Annotated in this window: 25 protein-coding genes and 1 pseudogene; 7 read left to right on the top strand and 19 right to left on the bottom strand. The window is 33.1% G+C overall.

The window, feature by feature from the left end; translation table 11 throughout:
- Window positions 1-42: 42 nt before the first annotated feature.
- Genes U9966_RS07340 through U9966_RS07350 form a run of 3 tightly spaced genes read right to left on the bottom strand, consistent with a single transcriptional unit; the run spans window position 43 to window position 2441 of the window.
- A complete protein-coding gene (locus U9966_RS07340; RefSeq protein WP_306347035.1) occupies window positions 43-711 on the bottom strand; it encodes a glutathione S-transferase family protein in 669 nt (222 codons plus the stop codon).
- 41 nt (window positions 712-752) lie between these two features.
- Window positions 753-1187: a MarR family winged helix-turn-helix transcriptional regulator gene (locus tag U9966_RS07345; protein ID WP_306347036.1), complete on the bottom strand. Its 435-nt coding sequence runs from the start codon at window positions 1185-1187 to the stop codon at window positions 753-755.
- 42 nt (window positions 1188-1229) lie between these two features.
- Complete coding sequence (locus U9966_RS07350) at window positions 1230-2441, bottom strand: low temperature requirement protein A (RefSeq protein ID WP_306347037.1); 1212 nt, start codon at window positions 2439-2441, stop codon at window positions 1230-1232.
- A 177-nt stretch (window positions 2442-2618) separates the two neighbouring features.
- Between U9966_RS07350 and U9966_RS07355 the strand changes: the two are divergent.
- Window positions 2619-2732, top strand: a pseudogene (locus tag U9966_RS07355) (ISAs1 family transposase); the annotation flags it as partial.
- A 93-nt stretch (window positions 2733-2825) separates the two neighbouring features.
- Here the strand turns inward: U9966_RS07355 and U9966_RS07360 are convergent.
- From U9966_RS07360 to U9966_RS07410, 11 genes are all read right to left on the bottom strand, one after another.
- On the bottom strand, window positions 2826-3224 hold the full coding sequence (locus tag U9966_RS07360; RefSeq protein WP_306347038.1) for a ClpXP protease specificity-enhancing factor: 399 nt from the start codon (window positions 3222-3224) through the stop codon (window positions 2826-2828).
- Window positions 3224-3865 carry a glutathione S-transferase N-terminal domain-containing protein gene (locus U9966_RS07365; protein ID WP_306347039.1) on the bottom strand — a complete coding sequence of 214 codons (642 nt, stop codon included), beginning with the start codon at window positions 3863-3865 and terminating at the stop codon, window positions 3224-3226. Before U9966_RS07365 ends, U9966_RS07360 begins: the two co-directional genes overlap by 1 nt.
- A gap of 139 nt (window positions 3866-4004) precedes the next feature.
- Entirely contained in the window at window positions 4005-4517 is a 513-nt protein-coding gene (locus U9966_RS07370) for a YcxB family protein (RefSeq protein WP_306347040.1), read from the bottom strand.
- Between the two features lie 3 nt (window positions 4518-4520).
- Window positions 4521-5354 (bottom strand): BPL-N domain-containing protein, encoded by an 834-nt coding sequence (locus U9966_RS07375; protein WP_306347041.1) that lies wholly within the window; start codon window positions 5352-5354, stop codon window positions 4521-4523.
- 12 nt (window positions 5355-5366) lie between these two features.
- Window positions 5367-6209, bottom strand: coding sequence for an undecaprenyl-diphosphate phosphatase (locus U9966_RS07380; RefSeq protein ID WP_306347042.1), 843 nt, complete (start codon window positions 6207-6209; stop codon window positions 5367-5369).
- 30 nt (window positions 6210-6239) lie between these two features.
- Window positions 6240-8456: a S8 family peptidase gene (locus tag U9966_RS07385; RefSeq protein ID WP_306347043.1), complete on the bottom strand. Its 2217-nt coding sequence runs from the start codon at window positions 8454-8456 to the stop codon at window positions 6240-6242.
- Window positions 8449-9516 (bottom strand): ATP-binding protein, encoded by a 1068-nt coding sequence (locus tag U9966_RS07390; RefSeq protein ID WP_306347044.1) that lies wholly within the window; start codon window positions 9514-9516, stop codon window positions 8449-8451. The genes U9966_RS07385 and U9966_RS07390 overlap by 8 nt, the downstream gene beginning before the upstream one ends.
- Window positions 9517-9599: 83 nt before the next feature.
- Window positions 9600-10421 (bottom strand): pyridoxal phosphatase, encoded by an 822-nt coding sequence (locus U9966_RS07395; protein ID WP_306347045.1) that lies wholly within the window; start codon window positions 10419-10421, stop codon window positions 9600-9602.
- A gap of 20 nt (window positions 10422-10441) precedes the next feature.
- Window positions 10442-12160, bottom strand: a complete 1719-nt coding sequence (recJ, locus tag U9966_RS07400; protein ID WP_306347046.1) for a single-stranded-DNA-specific exonuclease RecJ — start codon at window positions 12158-12160, stop codon at window positions 10442-10444.
- A gap of 81 nt (window positions 12161-12241) precedes the next feature.
- The gene (dsbC, locus tag U9966_RS07405; RefSeq protein ID WP_306347047.1) at window positions 12242-12925 is read right to left on the bottom strand and encodes a bifunctional protein-disulfide isomerase/oxidoreductase DsbC; all 684 of its coding nucleotides are present in this window, start codon (window positions 12923-12925) and stop codon (window positions 12242-12244) included.
- A gap of 16 nt (window positions 12926-12941) precedes the next feature.
- Entirely contained in the window at window positions 12942-14237 is a 1296-nt protein-coding gene (locus U9966_RS07410; RefSeq protein ID WP_306347941.1) for a peptidoglycan DD-metalloendopeptidase family protein, read from the bottom strand.
- 251 nt (window positions 14238-14488) lie between these two features.
- On the opposite strand from U9966_RS07410, the gene znuC reads away from it, so the two are divergent.
- From znuC to U9966_RS07435, 5 genes are all read left to right on the top strand, one after another.
- The gene (gene znuC, locus U9966_RS07415) at window positions 14489-15250 is read left to right on the top strand and encodes a zinc ABC transporter ATP-binding protein ZnuC (protein WP_306347049.1); all 762 of its coding nucleotides are present in this window, start codon (window positions 14489-14491) and stop codon (window positions 15248-15250) included.
- 9 nt (window positions 15251-15259) lie between these two features.
- The gene (gene znuB, locus U9966_RS07420; protein WP_306347050.1) at window positions 15260-16042 is read left to right on the top strand and encodes a zinc ABC transporter permease subunit ZnuB; all 783 of its coding nucleotides are present in this window, start codon (window positions 15260-15262) and stop codon (window positions 16040-16042) included.
- A gap of 32 nt (window positions 16043-16074) precedes the next feature.
- Complete coding sequence (tcdA, locus tag U9966_RS07425) at window positions 16075-16842, top strand: tRNA cyclic N6-threonylcarbamoyladenosine(37) synthase TcdA (RefSeq protein ID WP_306347051.1); 768 nt, start codon at window positions 16075-16077, stop codon at window positions 16840-16842.
- Between the two features lie 67 nt (window positions 16843-16909).
- The gene (gene adk / locus U9966_RS07430; protein ID WP_090919175.1) at window positions 16910-17554 is read left to right on the top strand and encodes an adenylate kinase; all 645 of its coding nucleotides are present in this window, start codon (window positions 16910-16912) and stop codon (window positions 17552-17554) included.
- 80 nt (window positions 17555-17634) lie between these two features.
- Window positions 17635-19092, top strand: coding sequence for an aminoacyl-histidine dipeptidase (locus U9966_RS07435; protein WP_306347052.1), 1458 nt, complete (start codon window positions 17635-17637; stop codon window positions 19090-19092).
- Between the two features lie 64 nt (window positions 19093-19156).
- Here U9966_RS07435 and U9966_RS07440 read toward each other — a convergent pair whose 3' ends face one another.
- Entirely contained in the window at window positions 19157-20839 is a 1683-nt protein-coding gene (locus U9966_RS07440; RefSeq protein WP_306347053.1) for a ribonucleoside-diphosphate reductase subunit alpha, read from the bottom strand.
- Window positions 20826-21803 carry a ribonucleotide-diphosphate reductase subunit beta gene (locus tag U9966_RS07445; RefSeq protein WP_306347054.1) on the bottom strand — a complete coding sequence of 326 codons (978 nt, stop codon included), beginning with the start codon at window positions 21801-21803 and terminating at the stop codon, window positions 20826-20828. Before U9966_RS07445 ends, U9966_RS07440 begins: the two co-directional genes overlap by 14 nt.
- 127 nt (window positions 21804-21930) lie before the next feature.
- On the opposite strand from U9966_RS07445, the gene rnhB reads away from it, so the two are divergent.
- The gene (gene rnhB / locus U9966_RS07450; protein WP_306347055.1) at window positions 21931-22530 is read left to right on the top strand and encodes a ribonuclease HII; all 600 of its coding nucleotides are present in this window, start codon (window positions 21931-21933) and stop codon (window positions 22528-22530) included.
- A gap of 89 nt (window positions 22531-22619) precedes the next feature.
- Here rnhB and U9966_RS07455 read toward each other — a convergent pair whose 3' ends face one another.
- From U9966_RS07455 to rdgB, 3 genes are all read right to left on the bottom strand, one after another.
- On the bottom strand, window positions 22620-22898 hold the full coding sequence (locus U9966_RS07455) for a YrhK family protein (RefSeq protein ID WP_306347056.1): 279 nt from the start codon (window positions 22896-22898) through the stop codon (window positions 22620-22622).
- Between the two features lie 20 nt (window positions 22899-22918).
- The gene (locus U9966_RS07460) at window positions 22919-23314 is read right to left on the bottom strand and encodes a YcgN family cysteine cluster protein (RefSeq protein WP_322631731.1); all 396 of its coding nucleotides are present in this window, start codon (window positions 23312-23314) and stop codon (window positions 22919-22921) included.
- A 107-nt stretch (window positions 23315-23421) separates the two neighbouring features.
- A complete protein-coding gene (rdgB, locus tag U9966_RS07465; RefSeq protein ID WP_306347059.1) occupies window positions 23422-24018 on the bottom strand; it encodes an RdgB/HAM1 family non-canonical purine NTP pyrophosphatase in 597 nt (198 codons plus the stop codon).
- Window positions 24019-24252: the final 234 nt, after the last annotated feature.

A 24252-nucleotide genomic window follows, 5' to 3' on the forward strand; every position in this document is an offset into this window, starting at 1 on the left:
AAACAAGCGGTTACATTTTAATAAAAATTTGCAAAAATATAATTACAACGCTTCACTTTTTGCTAATGCTTTCTTATAAGACTCAATCGCCTCAACTCTCTCTACATAATCTGCAATATTTGGAAAATCTCGCTGAAAATTAAATAATTTCAAACGATTAATAGTCAATAATTCAAAGCTTGTCACGATATCTGCTGCAGTAAGTTCATCGCCAGCTAAAAATTGATTTTCTTCTAGTTGATCATTCATATAGCCAAGTAATTTTTTAATACGTGGCATTGGAAAAAATGTTGCGGCAGTTTGGGTGACACGTTTAATCAATGGACGTATTAAGAAAGGTGTTTTTTCTGTCATTGAATTAAAAATAAACACCATCAATAACATTGGCATTAAACTTCCCTGCCCTGCGTGGAACCAGTATAAATAAGGCACGCGATTTTTATCACCTTGTGCAGGACGCAGTCTCTTCCCTTCTTCACTATATTTATCTAAAATATAATCCACAATTGCATTGGTTTCTGCTAACACAACATCGCCATCTGTAATAATCGGTGCAGTGCCTGCGGGATGTAATGCCTTATATTCCTCTGGGGCAAGCATTGTTTTTTTATCACGTGCATATACCTTTAATTCATAAGGTACATTAAGTTCTTCAAGCAACCAAATAATGCGAAAAGATTGTGAGTTTTCTAGGTGGTGTAATGTAATCATTTTAAAGCCTCTTTTGTTGTTAATAATTCGATAATTTTCTATTAAATTAAGTCAGATTTGAATTTATCTAATAAAAATATAAGCTGTTGATATTCTGTTTCAGTTAATGCTTGTGTTTGTTCCTGCCTAATTTTATCTCGCTCTTTTTGGGCAAGAATTTTTAATTTAATCCCTTTATCTGTTAACTTCACTTTTTTCATTCGTTTATCCGTGTCACTGACGATAAGTGTAATTAAATTTTTATCACACATTTTTTTCAGCATTAACGTTAAACACCCATTATCAATTAAGGTTTTTTTGTGTAATTCTCCAACGCTAATATTATCCTCTTCCCACAAAGCCATCATTGCTACATATTGCGGATAAGTTAGATCAATCTTTTCAAGTGATACCCTATAACGTCGTGTGATTGCATTTGAAATCACATAGAAACGATGACAAAGCTGGTTAGATAATTGTTGATTATTTGTTGTCATTGATATAATTGTCCTTGTTTATTTAAGTTTTATAATAATTTTTTAATTTATTGTCTCTTCACTTTTCCATTCTATCCACATCAAAAAGGCAGAATAAATCGGAGCAAGTAAACAAGCAATGCTCAGCCAAATAAGTATTGTCGTATTTATTGGCAAAAATAGAAGAATAAGCAATCCGACAATAGCCAAGATCATTGGCATATCCGCATTTTTATAGATAAATTTCAAGCCATCAGAAACTTTTATTACCTTCATCAACCCAATACAAGAAAGTAGAAAAATAATAATCGGTATGATAAGTACCAGTTTATCTGCTAAATGAGGGGTTTGAACATATTCAAGTAAATTTAATATTCCTGTATCAATCAAACCTAAACTTGCCATTAAAGGAAAATGCAAGCCTAACCACATTGATTTAGAATAATTATCTTTTTTGGGTAATCGGCGTGAAATAAAATCAAAAAATATCCACCAAAGTGTCACTAATAAAATGAAACTGCCTATCACATTCAGTATATTGAGGATAGTCCAATGATGAATATGTGTTGAGCCACTAACTATTGATGCGACGCCTTCCCCTAAAATAATAATACCAAGTAAACCTAATCGTTCTACAAAAGACTCACCGATATTTCTTATGGCTTCTAATTGCTCTGCCTTCGCTTTCTTATTTTCTTTTATCATTGAAAATAATGTAAAAATAAGTGAGAAAAAGACCGCTATAATCCAAATAAAATAAGATATTTTTGCAGGCGTAAAAACAGAGACAAAAAATGCGATGGTCATCAAACAAAATAAATAAACAAAAGGTTGTGATATAGGTTTATGATCGACATCGTGCACACCTGTTCGCCACCAAAGAATGGTAAAAAGTCCTAAAAACAATCCATAAGAAATAGCAAACCCTTGATATCCACCATCAAAAATACTATGGATAAAAATACCCATACCAATTAAGCAGATCATTTGTAAGAAAATAACAAATCGAGTTTTTAAGTCGTGATTTCCGTGTAATTCGTGATAAAGACTACCATTAAACCAAGCCCAAAACATCATCAAAAAGAGAGACACATAAGCTAAAACACTTGTTATAGAAATATTACCTACAACAATATGAGTAAGTTGAATAATAATTGCAACATAAACCAAATCATAAAATAGCTCTAATTGTGAAACTTCTCGATTTGGGTTTCTTTGTGTAATATCGGCGGGTTTTTGCCACCAAATTCTAAAATGATTAATTAATAGTTTCATTGTTCTTATATTTATATAGGTTGTTCAAGTTAATAGTATAGCAAAGAAATATTTTGTACACAAAGTACTTGCAAATAAATTTTCTCTTTGCATACAGATTAAATTAACTATTAAATAAGAAAAATCAATGAAAACATTATATTCAACAACAGTGACTACTACCAGTGAAAGAAAAAGTTATGTTGGGTTAATGAAATACGAGAAGCAAATAGACAAAGTGCCATTGCATTTGATGGGAAAATACTTCGTCACTCCTTCAATGGTGATAGAAAAACAACATTACATAGTTTACCCTGAAGAAGAGGTAACCATAAACACAAATTACAAGCGGTTAGATTATGCGTATTTTTTGCAAATTTTTCATCAAATCTAACCGCTTGTTTATTACTTCACTAATTTTAATTTTGAGTTTCTTTTGGCTTTTATCTCAGTTTGAGAAGTTTGGCGGTTGGTGTAGTTTTCTTCATTATAATACTCCTCTTCTTGGAACATTATTCCCTCACTGGTTTCCTGTGCATATAACGCAATAATTGACCCTAAAGGAATATAAAGATCTCTTAACATTCCGTTAAAACGAGTACTAAAACTTACCGCTTCATCATCAATGGTATATTGCCCAATAGAACGTGGCGAGAGATTTAAAATAATTCGACCTTCGGTGATAAATTCTTTTGGTACATCAACATCTGGATATTCAGTATTGACCAATAAATAAGGCGTATTGTCACTGTCAAGGATCCAATTATAATAAGCATTATAAAGATAAGGACGTAGTGGCTTCATTATTCTTTCTCGTCCATTAAAGATTTTGGTGGTTTACCACCAATAGATTGAATAAAGCTTTTACGTTGAAAAATACGCGTCATATAGGTTTTTATTGCCTTACTCCCTGCACCCGTAAATTCGACACCTAAATTATGCATACGCCATAAAAGAGGAGCGATATAGCAGTCTAATAGAGTGAAGTCATCATTTAAAAAATAAGGTTTTGTAGCAAAAATACTTCCCAGTGCTAAAAACTCTTCTCGCAGTTGGCTTAATGCTTTTTTTGCTTCATCAGATTCTGGATTTTCATTCACAATATCAATTAACGCATACCAATCATTTTGAATTCGATGAATAGTTAAACGCGTTTCTGCTCGTGCAACTGGATAAACTGACATTAATGGAGGATGAGGAAAACGTTCATCAAGGTATTCCATAATAATACGAGAATTAAAAAGCACTAAATCACGATCAACTAGAGTTGGAAGATTGCCACGAGGGTTTAATTCCAGTAAGTCTTCAGAAATAGTGTTAGGCTCGATATCTTCGATTTCATAAGGTACCCCTTTCTCTGCTAGTGTGATACGAACTTGATGGCTATAGATATCATTTTTATTAGAAAAAAGCGTCATTATTGAACGTTTATTTATATTCGTCATTGATTACTCCTGAAACAATCTTAAATTATAGAAAATATAGCGACGATTATATCACAGATTAGATCTAAGTTTCACTTGAAAAAAATTAACCAATTAAAATAGTAGGTTTATTTACCTTATTCTCGAGAACCACAATCTATTATTTCATCGTTTTATCTATTTTCCCACGCTCTCCAATGTTCTGCTGTAAAATAGTCGAGAATTGTTGTTGCTCCTCTTCTGATAATCCCGCTTTAGGAACAATGTGTATAAGATATGGTGAAAGATGAATTAACCAGTATTGTTTACTTTCAATATACTGATAAATATGATTCCAATGTACCCTTTCTTGAGAAAACTCACCAACAAATAAACATCCCTCTTCATTTACCGTTAAGTTCATCGGTTGCTTAATAAAGGCATTATTTGCATACTCAAACTTTATCGTCTGTTTTCCAATAAAAAAGGCATATCCTACACATAAAATAATTGCTATTAAAAGTAAATAACCTTGAGTTGGGTAATGATGATTAAAAGTAGCACTTAGTATTACTATTATAAAAAATAATAATGACCACCACACAATACTATGCCAATTTTTCTTACGGTTTCTTATACTTATGCTATTTGCATTTATATAATCTTGTTCTGTAATTTGGTATTGAACATTCATTCTTTATACTCCTTTATTTAGGGCATCTAATAGCTTTGCAATCTCTTTATAAATAACTTTACCATAATTTTGTTTTTTTAAACAATTGAGAATACTCTGCTCTTTTTTAAACTCAATACCATCTGTTATTTTATCAATGATTTCAGTCTGATAGACTTTATCACATAATTCAAAATGGACACCTGAGAGCAAATATCGCCCTTTTCCGTATTTACCACTGATTACAGCAGGTAAAAACTCGTTCTCTTTTAAATTTGGATAATAAAATAAAACGTCCTTTTCACTGTTATTTTCAGGAATAAAATAGCAGCCTCCGTGATAATAGAATGGCTGAAATAGAGGTTGATTATTTGAGGATAATTGTACTATGGCTTTGGTATTTACACTGTCATCATAATAGCCATTATTTGTAAATTCTTTGATTGATCCTACCGCTTGCCCTTGAAATAACCCCAATTCTCTTTCACCAACAATCTTATACTTTTCGCTACTTTTAACATCATATCCCGTAAAATGAATACTTTTAGCACCATAATAAGCTCCTGCACAAATCCCTATATACAAATTTCCTCTTGCAATAAAATTTTTAATATTTTGATTACCAACGCCATTTAACTTTTTACAATAAGGTAAGTCAGCTCCACCGCCAATTATCAGTGCATCAAAATTTTCTAAAATAAGGTGATTATTAATAATTTGTTGAGCATTAATAGGATAAAGTTGAATGGAAAAAGAAAGAAAAGGTTGCAGTTTTGAAATAAACGATGAAAGCAAGGATTGATAGCCAATCAATCCGACACCTTCATCATTATAAATAGCAATTTTTAGCGTGTTCATTAAAACAATAAATTAGCCTTGAATATTATAATTAAACACCCAGCTTGCAATTAGCACAGTGACACCAGTAATAATACGTAGCCACGCAAAAATCGTAAAATCTCGACGACTCACCCAAGCCACTAACCAGCGAATACAAAGTAATGCCACAATAAAAGAAATCAGTGTGCCTAAACCTAATACCATCATATCTTGAGAAGATTGTAATAGATCTTTATGTTTTAATAGATCTAATAAACCTGCACCAATTAACACAGGAATACCTAAGAAAAAAGAAAATTCAGCTGCCGCTTTACGAGAAACACCAAGCCATAACGCCCCAATAATGGTTGAGCCTGAGCGAGATGTTCCTGGAATTAAAGCTAAACACTGGAATAATCCAATTTTTAATGCCGTTTTAATATCTACTTCTTCTGCTTCTGTGGCGATAATTTGTTTCGGTAATTTTTCTACATAAAAAATCAACAAACCGCCAATAATTAGCATTACCGCCACTACAATAGGGTGAAATAGATAAGCTTTAATTTGATCCGCAAAGGTAAAGCCGACAATCATTACTGGGATAGTTGCCACAATTAAGCTAAAGCCTAATTGACGTGGATTACTTAATCCCTCGGCTTTACCAGTAATCAAACCAATAAAAGCGTGCCATAAACGTCCCCAGTAATCATAAATTACGGCTAAAATTGCTCCTAGCTGAATAACTACAATAAAAAGATCCGATTTTTCAGGCGTCCAGAAATTCATAAGATCTGATGATAAAATCAAATACCCCGTACTTGAAATCGGTAAAAATTCTGTAATTCCCTCAACAATTCCCATTATTAAGGTTTTGATTATTAATAAAAAATCCATAATTCCTCTGTATTAAAATAAATATACCACTTACTCAAACTCAATATATTCGTTTACTTTTTGATTAATATCAATTCTAGTTTGAATATCTAATTCATTAACTAACCAACCATTTAAAACACAGTTTTTGATAAATTCATCAATTCGATTAACTCCATTAATCTCTTTTAATGTCACCACAACACCAAAACGAAGATCCATACTATCTTTTTGATCTAGGCGGTTATTTGTTTTTATCTCCATTCCCCAGTTTTTGTTAGTATAAGATTTTTTTGATTGCTTTCTTTTATTTTCTCTTTCTACAATATATTTAACATTATCCCACTTTCTAAACATTTTTCTGGCTGTAATTTCAAAAACATAATCATCCTCCTTGTTTTGCTTATCATCATTAATTTCTTTTAATTTACCATTATCTTGTATTCGACCAAAATGAAGATTAAGTTCAGTATTTGTATAATCAACCCCCTGAGATCTCTCACATTTAGGAAAATAACACATTGTTGCTCTAGCAATATAAGGATATTTATCATCTTTTAATGGGATTGGGAAATAGTAATTATATGTATTCCATTTCTCACTAATATCTGAAACTAAAAATCTAATCTCATCATCTTTTGTATGGATAATCTCCTTTATATGAATTGGAACAATACCATGTCCATAAACAGCTATCTCTTGTGGGGTTCGTTTTCCCTCCCAACCTCTTGCTGAATCAATAATCATTGCTTTTGCAATGGTTCTATTTAATCCTAAAATATCAATTAAATATGATAATTTTCTCGCAATCCAAGGTGCTGCAAATGATGTCCCTGCAACATTAGCCTCCCCTAATGGCTCACATACTTTAATAAATTTCTCTTTACTTCCTCCATAGTAGCTAACATCTGGTTTTGCAAAAAATGATAATGCTAGACCTTGTCTAGTATATTCTGTTGATATACCATCTTTAGTTACTGCATTCACTACAATACTATTTATCGAATCTGCTGGTGAACCTATTTTAACAATACTATTGTTAGGTTTATTTGTTCCAGCAACAACAAAAATAACATCATTCTCATATTGAATTTGGTCTAATACAGCAGCTTCTGCAGAAATAAAATTATCATTAATTTCTTGATTACTTCCCAACGAAATATTCCAAACTTTGATATCCTTATTACTTGCAATAATTTCTTTTATTTGTTTTATAATAGTAAAAGATGAAAAACTGGATGCAACAGCAACACCAAAATGTCTTACCTTAAATCGACCACAGCCATCATCTAACCATGGATTTAATCTTGCTCCATCAACAATAAGTGAGGAAACTGCTGTTCCATGATTATAATCTTGCGGTTGTTTAGGAATATCTTTACTTACCATATCATAGTACTCAACCCATTCATTAAAATACACCTTGCAATCAAATAATGTATCAATTACACCAATGGTAGGTTCAATATTAGGTGATGGAATATAAAAATTACTATTTTCCTGCTCTATCTGGAAGTTTTTGGGAGATAATTTTGATAAATCAACCGTCGACATAGAAATTAAATAAGGCATTTTTTTAGATAAAAGAGCTACTTCTTCTTTATCCAAAAAGACTGTATTATCATCCAATATTCTACTTGATAAGATATCAATCCCAATACTTTTTAAAAGCACTTTTACTTCTACATTAGTATCAAATAAAGTAATAATACTTTGCTGAACGTCACCGGTTACCATTTCTATATTAAAATTATCAATATACGAAACATCAGCAATAACCTGTTTAAATTTAGATTTACTAATATCAAAATTATCAAATAAAATTTGATTTATTTTATGATCATCCTCAAATATTTTTTTGTTAATTCCTTCTGAAAATTGATGATTTAAAATATCTTTTACTTTAAGTAGCAATTCTATACTTCTATTCAAATCATCTAGATCCAAAAAATAGGTGATAATATGCTTAGTCTTTTCTTGATTAAATTTTGCACCCACAATAGAAAACTGAGACTTTTTCCCTTTGAATAATCCTAAAATACGATTACTTTTTGCTACAATTTTATTGTAATAAACACTGATTAAAATCCCATCAAAGACCCTTTGTTCTTTCTCCCAAAATTCCTTAATTTTAATCAGTTTATTCTTTAGTTGTATTATTTTCTCCGATGTAACATTTACTTTACTGTTCATCGAAATTCCACTACCGTTTATACTTTTTGGTTCTTGAATAAATCGTTTACCTTTAAGTTCCAAGACATTATTCATAATAATCCCCTCCTTGATTTAATTTTCTAGATACTGAGCTTTTAGATTCACCTTTAAGTTTTTCTATTTCTCTAACTGTAAAGCCTTGTTGATGAAGAGTAGAAATATCAACCTGTTCAATACTATTTACTAAATTAGTATACAATCTTCGTAGATAATCATAAGGAAGTTTTGTATCACTAAATGCTAAAGAGGTTTTTATTATATTTTTTAATTCACCTGGGCAAGGAAGGACAGGCGATATATTCAATATTTTTCTAAATAATCTTATATCTTTAGAAATACCTTTAAAGTTTTTCATAAATGATGATAAATAATATTCTGAGACTTCTATTAAATCCTCTTTACTATATCGATTAAAATTAATAATTGCATCAAAACGTCTAGATAATGCTTTATCAAAATTTGAATATAAATTAGTTGTCGCGATAATGACTATTTCTCTATTTAAATCAGTTAGTCTATCAAGTTCTTTTAAAATTGTAGATGTGACTCTCCCCATCTCACGAATATCACTGTGATTGATTCTATCTAATGCAATAGCATCTATCTCATCAAATAAAATAACAACTTTATTTGGATATGGAATCCTATTTATTTCAGAAAACATACTTACAATATTTTTATTAGTTTGACCTAGTTTACTGTCAATCAAATTTTCAACATTAACATAATATAATTTCCTGTCTAATAACCTCGTAACATGTTTTGCAGCCTCAGTCTTCCCAGTTCCAGGTGATCCTTCAAACAAAAATTTATTAATACCTATATTATGATTTACTGCATTAATAATGCCTTTTATATCATCAGATATTTCTATTGGTAAATTTAATGGGGTGAGGCTATAAACATCAAAATTATTTAAAAATTCACTCTCAAAATCACTTGCCTGGGGGATATACAAATTCGCTTCAGATATCAACCCCATAATGTATTCAGATAACTGAGTATCTCCTATTCGATCAAAATATTTTGCAATATTTATAGCCTCATTTCTAAAAGAACTTTCATTTTTTTCAATATGATATTTAATTAAATTTAATATATTTTGTTTTTTCACAATTTTTGCCCCGTAGTTATATTACTGCTCTAAGTATAACACAAACAGGGACAAAATAAATATACTTTGGGACATTTTTGATATTATTTGATATTAAACAGCTGACTTAACTCAGTCGCAATACTATCTTCATTATTTGAACCAATGGTTTTATCGGCTTTATCTTGAACCTCTTGTTCACAGCCTCCCATTGCAATACCTAAGCCTGCAAATTCAAGCATACTAATATCATTGAAGTTATCCCCAAATGCCACCACTTTTTGTGGTTCAATCCCTTCAATTTCTAATAATGCTTTTAAACAATTCCCTTTGGTATTTCCTTGATGCGTAATATCCACACGATCCGCCCAAGACCATTCAGGACTAACTTGATCAAGCGGTAACTTATTCACAAAATTTTGCATTTTTTGGAGATCAGGATCACTGATTAATACTTTCCAAACAGTCACACCTTGATCAATCAGATCTTGATATTTTTCAACTTGATGTACATCTGGACGAACACTTTCATCACAAGAGTTTACCCATTTTAAAAAACGTTCAAAATGTGGATTAAGTGCTTCATAAGTCATTGCATCACGAAAATAAACTGAAACATGAATACCTTCAGCTTGTGCAGAATTAATCAAATCGGACGCTAATTTAGGAGGTAATGGCTTAGACACTAGCACTTTATTTTGATGAAAATCATACAAATAGGTGCCATTACAACAAATGACTGGCGTATCTAAACCTAATTCCGCATAATAAGGACGAACCGCCGTATGATGACGTCCTGTTACAATATAGACTTTAATTCCTTTTTCACGTATTTTTTGAATTGCTTGTTTACTCGATTCTAAAATCGTGCCATTACTACTTAATAATGTACCATCTAAATCAAATGCAACTGCTTGATATGACATAGTATTTACCTTCTAAAAAATTAAACAAAAATTTCTCTTACTAACAACTGTAAACTGGTATTCCCACGAAATTCATTAATATCTAAACTATATACTAACCGCGCCGTTTTAATCGACAAATCTGGAAACAGGGTTAAATCTGCATTAAATAAAATCGCATCAAATAATTGATTATGAATTTCTACCATCATTTTAAGGTGCTTACTGCCCACTAAACGTTGTTGAATAATTTTAAATTCACCTTCAAAAAGTGGTTCAGGAAAAGTTTGTCCCCAAGGTCCACTTTCTTGAATTAAACGTGCTGTTTCTAAATTAAACTCATTATGTTGCAGCTCACCATCGGTATAAATAATATTTTGTAACTGTTCCGCACTGACTGTTTGGTTAATGATTTCATCAAAGACTTTTTGAAAATGCACAAAATTATCTTGATGAATAGTTAATCCCGCCGCCATTGCGTGACCGCCAAATTTCAGAATAAGATCAGGGTGTTTTTGATCAATAAGCTCCAATAGATCACGCATATGTAAACCAGAAATCGAACGTGCCGATCCTTTAATAAATTCACTCTCCTCACTTTCTTGTGCAAAGGCGATGACAGGGCGATTAAACTGATCTTTGATACGAGAAGCTAAAATACCAATCACACCTTGATGCCAATCAGGTTGATAAAGCACAATACCGTATGCTTTTAAATTTTGCATTAAATTAGGCAGTTTTGCACAAATTGAAAGAGCTTCCGTTTTCATATCTTGCTCAAATTCTTTACGTGTTTGATTTAAACTATCCAATTCAAACGCAATTTGACGTGCTTTGCTCATATCATCACAAATCAATAATTCCACACCTAACGCCATATTTTCTAAACGCCCTGCAGCATTTAAACGAGGGGCAATCGAAAATCCTAAATCACTGGCTTTTAACTGGTTAATATTTCGTTTTGCAATTTCAACTAAGGCTTTAATTCCTGCTCGGCAATAACCAGAACGAATACGATTAATGCCTTGATGCACTAAAATTCGATTATTGTGATCTAAAGGCACAACATCAGCTACCGTCCCTAATGCAACTAAATCCAATAACTCAGCTAAATTTGGTTCTTTTTCCTTAAATAAACCTTGCTCTCGCATTCGGCTACGTAACGCTAACATTACATAAAAAATAACGCCCACGCCAGCCAATGATTTAGAAGGAAAGCTACAGTCAACTAAATTTGGATTGATAATCACATCAGCACAAGGCAATTCTTCTGGGGGTAAATGGTGATCCGTAATCAGCACTTGAATATGATGTTGTTTTAATAGAGCAACCCCTTCCACTGAAGAAATACCGTTATCTACTGTAATAACAACTTCTGCGCCCCTATCTATTACCATTTGAGCGACACTGCTACTCAATCCATAACCTTGTGAAAAACGATCAGGGATCAAATAATCCACATCTAAAAAGCCAAGCTGCTTTAATGCTAATAATGTTAATGCTGTACTGGTTGCGCCATCGGCATCAAAATCCCCCACAATAATAATTTTTTTCTGTTGATGATAAATTTCAATCAATAGATCGAGCATTTTTTCAATATTGGCAAATTGCATTGGAGAATGTAGATTTTTTAACCCATATTCTAATTGTTGAGGTAAAGTAATACCTCGAGCTTGATAAAGACGATTAAGTAATGGATTATCAGATAGTTTTTCTGTTGTAAGGGGAAAGCGTTGTTGTATGATTTTATTTAATGACATAATTTCTTATTTAAAAGTAAGCGGTACGATCTTATAAAAAATTTGCAAATTTTTAATTAAATCATACCGCTTTAAAAGGGATTATTCTTGTAACATTTTGAGTAATTCTTTTGGTGCGACATAACCTGCTATGACTTCACCTTTAGACGTAATCATATTTGGTGTTCCTCTAATGCCAAACTTCACACCTAAATCATATTGCTTATTAATCATTTTAGGTGTGGCTAATGTCTGAGGTAATTTTCCATTTTTTGCTTGAGTTAACGCATAATTTTTATCTTTTGCTGCCCAAATCGCTTCCATTTGACGAGCGGTTTGGCTTTTTAACCCAGCACGAGGAAATGCTAGATAACGAATAGTTATACCTAAATCATTATATTCCTGCATTTCTGAATGAAGTAATCGACAGTAACCACAACTGATATCTGTAAATACAGAAACCACATATTTTTCATTTTTAGCGGGAAAAATGATCATTTCATCTTTTAAGTTTTCCAGCTCTGGCATTAATGGTTTATAGGTAATATCTGTTACCTTATCATTCTTAAATTCTAAAATAGAACCTTGAATAATAAAACGTCCATCGTTACTAATTTGTATCACTCCTTGATCTGAAATAACAGATTTAAAGTTTGGCAACACAGAATCACTAATTTGAATATTTTTAGCACCCATTTCTTCTAACTGTGTTTGTAATTTTGTATTATTAGCAAATACATTGCTAACAATAAATAACCCTAAACAAACAAGTAAACTTTTTTTCATTTTTTATCCTTAAATTCTATTTTAATTTCTTTATTATACGTTTAGCTTTTGCTAAAAATATTTTTCGTTCTTTATTTGACATTGTAGAGTTAGCATTAACTCCCGGTAACCTGACTGTCATAGGGTTTACTGCTCTGCCATTAATATGAAATTCATAATGTAAATGAGGACCTGTTGAACGCCCTGTGTTTCCAGAATAACCAATACGTTGTCCTTTCTTCACTCGTTGCCCTCGCTTCACTAATTGACGACTTAAGTGCATATAAACTGTTGCATATTTTTTATTATGTTGAATTTTTATATATTTACCCGCTCCTCGACGCTGATAAGCAACGACTGAAACAATACCATCGGCAGGTGCAATAATTAATGTTCCAGTTTTAACACCAAAATCTACCCCTTTATGAGGTCGTACTCTACGAGTAATTGGATGACGGCGATATGGGTTAAATCTTGAGGTCACTCGAGGTTTAAAACGTAACGGATAACGAGAAAATTTTGTTTTATTTTGTACGGCACCATTTTTACCATAGTAACGTCCATTAGTAGCTTTAATCGCATAATAATCTTCTTTTCCTCGAGTCAGACGAAAACCTTCAATCTCTCCTACCGTAATACGCTTATTATCAACATATTCACAATTTGCCAAAACAACAAACTCATCCCCTTTTCGAAGTCTTTTTAATGATAATTGTGGTTTTAAGCCTGTTGCTAATTGACTAATTTGACGTAACGATATCCCCAATTTTTGTAAGCTTACACTTAAATTCCCCTCAATTTCGCCTTTTAATAACTCTTTTTTCCACACACCTTTCTTCAGTATTTCTTTATATGAATAATCGCCATCTTTCTCTCGATCAAAAATATGCTCTTCTTTCTCAGAAACAAACCAACTCATATGTTTTAATTTATTATTCTCAACCACTAAATAAATCTGTTGTTTTGATTTCAAATGAGAAAGTTTAGGATATTTTTTAATTAAATCTTTTGAAATACTTTGGTCTAAACCAAATTGTTCAAAAACATCATTTAATGTTTCACCTACTTTAACTGTATAATCAAATTCTTCAGGATCAGAATTATTTTCTAAAGGACTATTTACACCTTCCGTTACAACGTCTTTTCCAACCAAATCCTCTGATATAGGGATTGTTGCTTTTACTAATTCATCAGAAATATCTATAACTTGATCAATCAAACTTTCATTAACAAAAATATCATCACTACTAATAATGGCTTGTTCTTGTATGACTATATCTTGATCTTGCTTTTTAAATGCAAAAAAAATACTCAACGATAATAAAAAAAACACAGCAAAAAAAATTATCCAACGTTTCCGTTGTTTTCTCTTTTTACGCTCTGCTGCTAAAATTATATATTTCAAGTTATTTACCTACTTTTACCGACTCTATTTACTTACTTTATTATGAAAAAATACAGGTGCGAATTATACACATTTATTTACAATTATTTTAGTCTTTTAATCATTAATTGTTGCGACTTTTATCAAAATCCGTTAATTTTATCACATTTCCAAAATCTATAAGAAAATTATTGCAAAAAATGACTAAAATCACACCGCTTATTTCATTAAAAAATATTAATGTTTATTTTAATGCTCAGCATATATTACAAAATATTCATTTAGATATTTATCCGAATACCATTACCACTATCGTTGGTCCAAATGGTGGAGGAAAATCAACTTTATTGAAAGTATTATTAAAATTGCTTTCACCAAACTCAGGTGAAGTTATTCACGTAAAGGGGTTAAAAATTGGTTATGTACCACAAAAACTGCATATTGAAAATTCAATGCCAATTAGTGTTGAACGATTTCTGGCGTTAAAACCCCAGTGTACAAAAGTAATGATTCAAGAAGTTTTAGCTCTATTTTCTATTAATCACCTTGCTAAAAATAGTTTACAAAAACTTTCTGGTGGCGAAATGCAACGTGTGTTGTTAGCTCGTGCAATGTTAAATAAACCCCAACTCTTAGTGCTTGATGAACCTATGCAAGGCGTTGATATAACAGGACAAGCCGAACTTTATCAATTACTCAATAAAATGCGTTCAATGTTAAACTGTGCCATTTTAATGGTTTCTCACGATCTTAACATCGTAATGGCAAATACTGATGAAGTACTCTGTATTAATCATCATATTTGTTGTTCTGGAACACCTGAAAAAATTACCAACGACCCCAAATTTATTGATTTTTTTGGGGATCAATTTGCGAAAAATATTGCGGTTTACTCACATCATCACAACCATCATCACGATCTGCACGGCGATGTTTGTACTGATTGTCATTGTAAAAATTAAGGTCTATTTATGTTTGAAATTCTACTTCCTGCTTGGCTTGCTGGCATACTACTTTCCTTTATTACTGCTCCTTTAGGATCCTTTGTAGTATGGCGAAAAATGGCTTATTTTGGTGATACTCTCTCTCACTCTGCTCTACTCGGTGTTGCTTTAGGCATTTTTTTAGAAATTGACCCTTACATTGCGGTTATTATAATGACAGTTATTCTTGCACTACTTTTAGTTTGGCTTGAACATCGAACTAATTTTGCGATAGATACTATGCTGGGCATCATCGCTCATAGTAGCCTCTCTTTAGGGGTTATCACAATTAGTTTACTGGATAATGTACGAGTAGATTTAATGGGGTATCTATTTGGTGATCTACTCGCCATCGATTTTTATGATCTCAAAATTATTGCCATTGGTGTTTTGTTTATTGCTCTATTATTGATATTATTTTGGAAAAAATTACTCTCAATAACAATTAACCCTGAGCTTGCTCAAATTGAAGGATTAAAAGTAGCACAACTCCGTTTATTACTAATGCTTTTAACTGCTTTAACAATTGCATTAAGTATGAAATTTGTCGGTGCATTAATTATTACTTCGTTGCTTATTATCCCTTCTGCAACAGCAAGAAGATTTGCAAAAAGTCCTGAACAAATGACCGCTTATGCGATACTTTTTAGTATTTTATCTGTCTCTGGTGGTTTATTATTCTCTGCCTTTAAAGATACACCAGCAGGTCCATCTGTTGTTATTTGTGCTGCTTGTTTATTTGGTTTATCTTTATGGAAAAAAGATGCTTAATAATTATTTAAAAATTTGAGAATATAGCTACTATGACTAGAATAGACAACTACGATCAACGTTTTGGCGGTATTGGTCGTCTTTATACGCCACAAGGATTAGAAAAATTACGTCAATCGCATATTTGTGTGATCGGCATTGGTGGTGTGGGTTCGTGGGCGGTGGAAGCATTGGCTCGTTCAGGGATTGGCAAGATTACCTTGATTGATATGGACGATATTTGCGTCACCAATATCAATCGCCAAATTCACGCACTTTCTGGGCAAATAGGCAACCTAAAAACCGAGGCAATGCAAGAGCGTATCAAGTTGATTAACCCTGAATGTGAAGTGCAAATTATCGATGATTTTCTAACCAAAGATAATTTGAGCGACTATTTAATGCGTGGTTATGATTATGTGATTGATGCGATCGATAGCGTGCAAACCAAAGCAGCGTTGATTGCTTATTGCAAACGCAATAAAATTAAATTGATTACTACTGGTGGAGCAGGTGGTCAAACCGATCCAGCACAAATCCAAATTGCTGATTTAAGCAAGACGATCCAAGATCCTCTAGCCTCAAAAGTGCGTAATATTTTGCGTAAAGAGTATAATTTCAGCACGAATCCAAAACGCAAATTTGGGATTGATTGCGTGTTTTCAACTCAGCCGTTGATTTTTCCCAAAATGAGCGAAGGTTGTGAAGTGTCAGCAACAATGAATTGTGCCAATGGTTTTGGAGCGACAACGGTGGTGACTGCCACTTTTGGATTTTTTGCGGTAAGTCGTGTAATTGATAAACTTTTAAAGCAGATTTAATGGCGATTTAATGTTAAAATTAACGCCATATTGAGAATTCATTATTTTTATTAACAAAGAGGATTTTATGAAAATTATTTTATTAGGTGCACCGGGTGCAGGAAAAGGAACACAAGCACAATTTATTATGAATAAATTTGGTATCCCACAAATCTCAACTGGGGATATGTTCCGTGCAGCAATCAAAGCTGGTACTGAATTAGGTAAACAAGCAAAAGCGTTAATGGACGAAGGTAAATTAGTACCCGATGAATTAACCGTTGCATTAGTGCGTGATCGTATCGCACAACCAGATTGTGAAAAAGGTTTCTTATTAGACGGTTTCCCTCGCACAATCCCACAAGCAGACGCATTAAAAGAATCAGGTGTTGCGATTGATTTCGTTTTAGAATTTGACGTGGCTGATGAAGTGATCGTTGAGCGTATGAGCGGTCGTCGTGTACACCAACCTTCTGGACGTACTTATCACGTGGTTTACAATCCACCAAAAGTAGAAGGTAAAGATGACGTAACAGGCGAAGATTTAATTATCCGCCAAGACGATAAACCTGAAACCGTATTAGATCGTTTAGCGATTTATCACAAACAAACTAAACCATTAGTGGAATACTATGGTAAAGAAGCACAAGCAGGCAACACAAAATACTTCAAGCTAGATGGTACGAAGAAAGTGGAAGAAGTCAGTGCTGAATTGGATAAGATTTTAGGTTAAAGTTAGACTTTAACTGAAAATATTAAAAAATAAGCGGTAGTATTTAGCATAAATTTTACAAAAATAAGAGGTTAATTATTATGTCAGAAATATCTAGTCTTTCTCCTTCATTACTTTGGAAATGGTTTGATAAAGTTTGTGAAATTCCACATCCATCTTACCACGAAGAACAATTAGCTCACTTTATTGTAGATTGGGCAAAATCTCAATCACTCTTTGCTGAACGTGATGAAGTGGGTAATGTATTAATCCGTAAACCTGCAACAAAAGGAATGGAAAATCGCCAAAAAGTGGTATTACAAGCTCATTTAGATATGGTGCCTCAAGCCAATGAAGGCACAGATCATAATTTTACCAAAGATCCAATCCAACCTTATATTGATGGAGAATGGGTTACTGCAAAAAATACCACGCTTGGTGCTGATAATGGTATTGGTTTAGCCTCTTGTTTAGCCGTATTAGAAAGTAATGATATCGCTCACCCTGATTTAGAAGTATTGCTCACAATGACGGAAGAAACAGGTATGGCAGGAGCGGTGGGTTTACGCCCGAATTGGTTACAAGGTGATATTTTAATTAATACAGACACTGAAGATAATGGTGAAATTTATGTCGGTTGTGCAGGAGGAGAAGACGCTAGTTTTGATATCCCAGTGCAATACGAAGACAATAAATTTGATACAGCAATACAAATATCTCTTAAAGGGCTACGAGGCGGTCACTCTGGATGTGATATTCATACCACCAGAGGAAATGCCATTAAATTAATGGTACGTTTCTTAGAAGCACTTAAGCAACAAGTTGAATTTCAACTTATTGATATTCAAGGAGGAAGTGTTCGTAATGCCATTCCTCGTGAAGCGGTGACTTCCATTGCATTTTTTGCAAAAAATAATGACAATGTGACCGCTTTCATTAAGCAATTTGAAGCGAAGTTACAACAAGAATTAGCTATTGCTGAACCTAATTTAGTGTTCTTAGTTGAAGAAATTCAACCTGCTCAACAAATCTTTACTCAAAAAAGCACAACTACCGTCATCAATACATTAAATATTCTGCCTAATGGAATTATTCGTAATAGCGATGTGGTTGAAGGTGTGGTAGAAACCTCATTGAGTACAGGGGTACTAAAAACGGAAAATAATCAAGTTTCTGCTATTATTTTAGTGCGTTCATTAGTTGAAGAAGGTAAGATTGAAGTTCAAGGAAAATTAAGAGCTTTAGCGGAATTGGTCGGTGCACGCGTGACATTTTCTGGTAGCTATCCGGGTTGGAATCCTGATCCTAATTCAAAAATCACTCCTATTACAAAGCAGGTTTATGATAAATTATTAGGTTATGAATCTAAAATTAAGGTGATCCACGCAGGGCTTGAATGTGGTTTATTGAAAAAAGCCTATCCAAATATTGATATGGTTTCAATTGGTCCAACAATCCGTAATGCTCATTCACCAGATGAAAAAGCCCATATTCCTGCTGTTCAAATTTATTGGGATTTATTAATTGAGTTGTTGAAAAATATTCCAACAGCCGCTTAATCGTTGATATTAATATTTAGAGACAGTTTAATGTTTAACTGTCTCTAAATATTCCAAGATTTACTTACCCCTCACAACTGCTACAACTTAGCAAGTTACGATTAAACACCTGTGCCGCACTCATACTATATTGATAATAAATAGATTTTACCCCTAATTCTTCCGCCGTTAAATAAAGTTGGTTCAAATCTCTTGCTGGCGTATTTGGATGCACCATTAGGTTAATGCTCTGCCCTTGATCAATATACGCCTGACGCTGTGCCGCTTGCTGAATAACACTTAATTGGCTAATTTCCGAGAAGGTTTTAAAGACATCTTTTTCGTGTTCAGAAAGCTCGGTTAAATGTTGCACCGAACCATCATTCACTAAAATACTTTCCCAGATTTTTTCGTTATCTAGGTCTTTTTCTTTGAGTAATTTTTCTAAGAACGGATTTTTATACACCATTTTGATTTTCGCTAAATCTTTGACATAGTAATTCGATTTAAACGGCTCAATAGATGGCGATACACTACCTAAAATAAAGCTACTAGATTTCGTCGGTGCAATACTCATCAACGTGGTATTACGGCGACCATAACCTTGTAAAATTTCAGGCTCGCCAAAAAGTGTCGCTAATTCTTGGGAGGCTTTTAAGGTTTTTTGTTGTAGCGTTTTAAAAATCTCATTATTTTTTTGCATTGCTTCAAAACTATCAAAAGCAATATGATTTGCTTGTAAATAACTATGCCACCCCAAAACACCTAAGCCTAACGCTCGATGACGTTTTGCAAAACAATTTGCTTTATCTAAAAAAGGAACAGTTGCACTTTTTTCAATAAATTCACTCATTACTGCGTCTAAGAAATAAGTCAGCACTTCTGGTGCGTCAGTCTCTTTCCATTCATCAAAATAGAGCAAATTCATTGATGATAAACAACACACAAAACTTTCTTGTGTGTTTGATGGCAACATAATTTCAGTACACAAATTAGAGGCGTGGATATTCATATTTTTATCTTTATAAACATCTGGTCGCCCTGCATTCGCATTGTCTTTAAAGAAAAGATAAGGAATACCCGTTTCTGTTTTGCGTTGTAAAATTTTTGCCCATTTCTGACGTTTATAAGGGTCGCCTGCTTTCATTGATTCAAGCCACTCGTGACCCACACAAACGCCATAATACATTAACTGAATCGGATTGCCTTCGGTGTGAATATCCAACCATTCTTCAATATCGGCGTGTTCAATATCAATGTAGCCCGCAAACTGCCCTTTTCGAGAAGTGCCTTGTGAAATCACATCAATGGTGGTGTCGAATAATTTGCTAAAATTAAATGAGCCATCGGATTTACCATTGTGACTAATATTGCTACCACGAGGACGAATATCGCCAAAGTAGGCTGATGTGCCACCACCTATTTTGCTCATCATTCCGACTTCCGCAACAGTGGACATAATATCAGCGATAGAATCCCCAATATAACTGCCAAAGCAAGAAATCGGTAGTCCTCGATCTAAACCAAAATTAGACCAAATCGGCGAAGAAAGAGAAAAATAACCACGTGCCATATAGTGATAAAATTTATCGGCAAAGCCTTTAATATTTAGCTTTTGTTCTGCGTGATCAGCAATATAACGAATACGCTCTAAAGCGGTTGTGCCTTCAAGCAAGTAACCACGTTGTAAAAATAAACGGCTGTCTTCATTTAACCAGTCAAAATCTGGTCGCTCTGTATTTGAATAAGGGGTATTAGAATAAGTCATCGGCGGTAATCTGCTTCATTTTTTTGCTGTAATCGGTACTACGTTTGTTAAAGAAATCGGTCTCTTTACCAGATAAAATTTCAATATCAAACCACTGGGTTTCTTTTAATAGCTCTTCATTCACTTGATAAGGGGCTTCAAGCCCTAAGGTTGAAAGTGAATGGTTATAACGGTTCATTATGTAATTTTCGACGGTTTTAAAATCAATAAAATCAAGATCACCCTCTTCAAAAATCCACGCAAGAATACTGCGTTCTGCCTCTAAAGCTTGATTTGCTAAGCCTTTTAATTCTGCATAAAAATCATCACTAAATAATTCACTGTGTTCATCACGTAAAATTTCATAAAGTGCAATTCCAAAACGTCCGTGAATTTCTTCTTCTTTTGAGGTGGCTTCAACCGCATTCGAAATCCCTTTAAATAAATTTTTATGTTTATTAAATGACATAATCACTAAAAACTGTCCAAATAATGAAATATGCTCAACAAACAGAGAAAATAGTACCAAAGAGAGTACAAACTGCTCTTTACCCATCTCTTTTTCTCGCATAAATTCTTCCATATAATTGATGCGATCCATAAGCGGTTGGATTTCTGTAATATTTGCAAACATTTCATTCAAGCCTAATTTTTCAAGCAAGAAAGAATAAGCATCTTTGTGGCGAACTTCACTTTCTGCAAAAGTCCCACCCACATCATCAATTTCAGGTTTTGGAAAATAACGATATAAATCGCCCCAAAAACGTTTTACATTCACTTCAATTTGAGAAATGGCTAGCATTGAACGGGTTAAAACACTGCGTTCTTTTTGATTGATAACGGTTTTATAATCTTGAATATCACTTGAAAAATTAAATTCCGTATGCAACCAGTAAGAATGGCGAATAGCATCTTTAAATTCGAGTAATTCAGGGTATTCATAAGGTTTAATTTGAATACGTTTTTCAAAAAGGTTTCTTGACATAATTCCCCAATATTTTATTAAAATTAATGGTACAATATACAATAAAAATAGCATTAATGCTAATAATTACTATTAATATTACAGCAGTTAATTATCAACTTGCTGTTTTCTAATGAGAAAATAATAAATGCAAGAAAATACCTTTATTTATCCAAAAGCACATCTAATTGCAGGTGTTGATGAAGTAGGACGAGGACCTTTAGTTGGTGCCGTAGTTACTGCTGCAGTTATACTTGATCCGAACAACCCAATCAAAGGATTAAATGATTCTAAAAAGCTGTCTGAAAAACGCCGAGAAGAATTAGCAAAAGAAATTAAACAAAAAGCATTATGCTGGTCTTTAGGACGTGCAGAACCAGAAGAAATTGATCAAATCAATATTTTAAATGCCACAATGCTAGCAATGCAAAAAGCCGTACAAGGGCTTAGTTTACAACCTGACTTTGTACTCGTTGATGGTAATCGTACGCCTAATTTTTCAATGCCCTCCGAAGCAATTATAAAAGGAGATGGCTTGGTTGCTGAAATTAGTGCAGCCTCTATTTTAGCAAAAGTCACCCGTGATAACGAAATGAGAGAATTGGATAAACAGTTTCCTGAATATGGTTTTGCCAAACACAAAGGTTACCCAACTAAACTCCATTTTGAAAAACTAGCAGAATTTGGAGTAACACCTTTTCATCGCAAAAGTTTTTCACCTGTTGCTAAAATTTTACAGCACGTTTGATTTGCATTAACCAATAAATATATTGATAATAAAGTTATCATTATTCTAATCAATGCTTTGGGGCATTATTAACTTACGGTTTAAAATATTTATACGACTGCTGAACCTGTACCTATCGAAGCGTTAACCTGTTTCTCATAAACTTTTTTCACGTGAATTAAACTAATCAGTTTTAAAGTAGGTTTAATCAATAATTGAGCACTTCCCACAATAAATAGCCAAGTACCACTTGTCACCAAAGAATCGGATAAAAAGAAAAAACTTCCAATTAAAAACCAAATTGCAATAAACAAATCGTTAATTGCTCCTAATATTTCATATCGTCGCTGAATAATGATATGTTGTTGTTTTAAACCTAAATTCATCATTTAATTATTTCCTTTATGTTTTATTCTTCGTCAATCACAAACTCAAACCAATCAATCACATCTTTTTCGTGAATACCATTTTTAATTAAGATATCCGCATTTTTAACTGAATGCGGATTATTAGAAATTAAAGGATGCCAATCAAACAACGATTTCCCCTCGTAAAGTAAGCGATAGGCACAGGTTGAGGGTAACCATTTAAAATCAGGTAGGTTTCTTTTAGTGAGTTTCGTGCAATCATCCTCTAATTGAAAACGTGTCATATAATTCATACATCGCCCTGTTTCCACATCAAGCTGATTACAGGCGATCCGAGTAAAATAGAGTTTTTCTCGTTTACCTCGTCCTTGAATATACTTACGATAACAACACTTACCGCAACCATCACATAATGCTTCCCATTCAGCATTATTCATTTCAGTTAACGTTTTATGCTCCCAAAATAGCGGTGCGATCCTTTCAATATTTTGCAAATTTTGCTCCAAAACTGTTCCTTATAACACTACATCTTAAAAACAAGCTTTTATTTATCTAATTGTTTTTTTAACGAAGCCAACGCCATTGCTCGATGGGAGATTTTTTTCTTTTCTACACTTTCCATCTCTGCAAAGGTACAATTTTTAGGTGGATAGAAAAATAACGGATCATAGCCAAATCCGAGGGAGCCACGCTCTTCTCGTAAAATGTCACCAAAACACTCCCCCACTGCAATTTTAGGTGTCGGATCCATCGGATGTTGTAAAAACACAATACAACTCACAAATTTTGCCCCACGTTTATTCGCCTCAATATCCGCTAAATCTTCGATTAATTTTTTACGGTTAGCCACATCATTTCCCTCTTCCCCAGCATAACGAGAAGAATATAAACCCGGAGCCCCATTTAACGCTTCAACAGATAAACCAGAATCATCTGCAAGTGCAGGCAACCCTGTTTTTTCACTGGCATAACGGGCTTTTAAAATTGCATTTTCAACAAAAGTAAGCCCCGTTTCTTCAGGTGAGCTTATACCAAATTCACTTTGAGCTACAACTTCAAAACCAAACTCACTCAACACATCTTGCATTTCTTTAACTTTACCAAGATTACCCGTTGCTAATACAATTTTTGTTTTTTTCATTTTTAGCTTCCTTTAAAAATTTAGTTATTTATGGCTATTTTGAAGATAATTAAGCATATTTGCAAATTTTAATTCGCATCATACCGCTATTTACCCATCACACTTTTGTTTATTTTATAAACAAATCGACACCATTACTCCGATTTTGCTTGCGTTTTTTTTTTTTTTTTACAATCGGAAGGTTTACACATATTTTTTAACAAAATATTTACGGGCAGTAAAAGGATTTTACAT

The organism is Pasteurella atlantica (assembly GCF_963693435.1).
In the GTDB taxonomy this organism is placed as follows: Bacteria; Pseudomonadota; Gammaproteobacteria; order Enterobacterales; family Pasteurellaceae; genus Phocoenobacter; species Phocoenobacter atlanticus.

Bases quoted from the DNA above. Each gene is read 5' to 3' on its own strand.
- U9966_RS07340 (WP_306347035.1), bottom strand. From the start codon at position 711: ATGATTACATTACACCACCTAGAAAACTCACAATCTTTTCGCATTATT.
- U9966_RS07345 (WP_306347036.1), bottom strand. From the start codon at position 1,187: ATGACAACAAATAATCAACAATTATCTAACCAGCTTTGTCATCGTTTC.
- U9966_RS07350 (WP_306347037.1), bottom strand. From the start codon at position 2,441: ATGAAACTATTAATTAATCATTTTAGAATTTGGTGGCAAAAACCCGCC.
- U9966_RS07360 (WP_306347038.1), bottom strand. From the start codon at position 3,224: ATGAAGCCACTACGTCCTTATCTTTATAATGCTTATTATAATTGGATC.
- U9966_RS07365 (WP_306347039.1), bottom strand. From the start codon at position 3,865: ATGACGAATATAAATAAACGTTCAATAATGACGCTTTTTTCTAATAAA.
- U9966_RS07370 (WP_306347040.1), bottom strand. From the start codon at position 4,517: ATGAATGTTCAATACCAAATTACAGAACAAGATTATATAAATGCAAAT.
- U9966_RS07375 (WP_306347041.1), bottom strand. From the start codon at position 5,354: ATGAACACGCTAAAAATTGCTATTTATAATGATGAAGGTGTCGGATTG.
- U9966_RS07380 (WP_306347042.1), bottom strand. From the start codon at position 6,209: ATGGATTTTTTATTAATAATCAAAACCTTAATAATGGGAATTGTTGAG.
- U9966_RS07385 (WP_306347043.1), bottom strand. From the start codon at position 8,456: ATGAATAATGTCTTGGAACTTAAAGGTAAACGATTTATTCAAGAACCA.
- U9966_RS07395 (WP_306347045.1), bottom strand. From the start codon at position 10,421: ATGTCATATCAAGCAGTTGCATTTGATTTAGATGGTACATTATTAAGT.
- recJ (WP_306347046.1), bottom strand. From the start codon at position 12,160: ATGTCATTAAATAAAATCATACAACAACGCTTTCCCCTTACAACAGAA.
- dsbC (WP_306347047.1), bottom strand. From the start codon at position 12,925: ATGAAAAAAAGTTTACTTGTTTGTTTAGGGTTATTTATTGTTAGCAAT.
- znuC (WP_306347049.1), top strand. From the start codon at position 14,489: ATGACTAAAATCACACCGCTTATTTCATTAAAAAATATTAATGTTTAT.
- znuB (WP_306347050.1), top strand. From the start codon at position 15,260: ATGTTTGAAATTCTACTTCCTGCTTGGCTTGCTGGCATACTACTTTCC.
- tcdA (WP_306347051.1), top strand. From the start codon at position 16,075: ATGACTAGAATAGACAACTACGATCAACGTTTTGGCGGTATTGGTCGT.
- adk (WP_090919175.1), top strand. From the start codon at position 16,910: ATGAAAATTATTTTATTAGGTGCACCGGGTGCAGGAAAAGGAACACAA.
- U9966_RS07435 (WP_306347052.1), top strand. From the start codon at position 17,635: ATGTCAGAAATATCTAGTCTTTCTCCTTCATTACTTTGGAAATGGTTT.
- U9966_RS07440 (WP_306347053.1), bottom strand. From the start codon at position 20,839: ATGACTTATTCTAATACCCCTTATTCAAATACAGAGCGACCAGATTTT.
- U9966_RS07445 (WP_306347054.1), bottom strand. From the start codon at position 21,803: ATGTCAAGAAACCTTTTTGAAAAACGTATTCAAATTAAACCTTATGAA.
- rnhB (WP_306347055.1), top strand. From the start codon at position 21,931: ATGCAAGAAAATACCTTTATTTATCCAAAAGCACATCTAATTGCAGGT.
- U9966_RS07455 (WP_306347056.1), bottom strand. From the start codon at position 22,898: ATGATGAATTTAGGTTTAAAACAACAACATATCATTATTCAGCGACGA.
- U9966_RS07460 (WP_322631731.1), bottom strand. From the start codon at position 23,314: ATGAATAATGCTGAATGGGAAGCATTATGTGATGGTTGCGGTAAGTGT.
- rdgB (WP_306347059.1), bottom strand. From the start codon at position 24,018: ATGAAAAAAACAAAAATTGTATTAGCAACGGGTAATCTTGGTAAAGTT.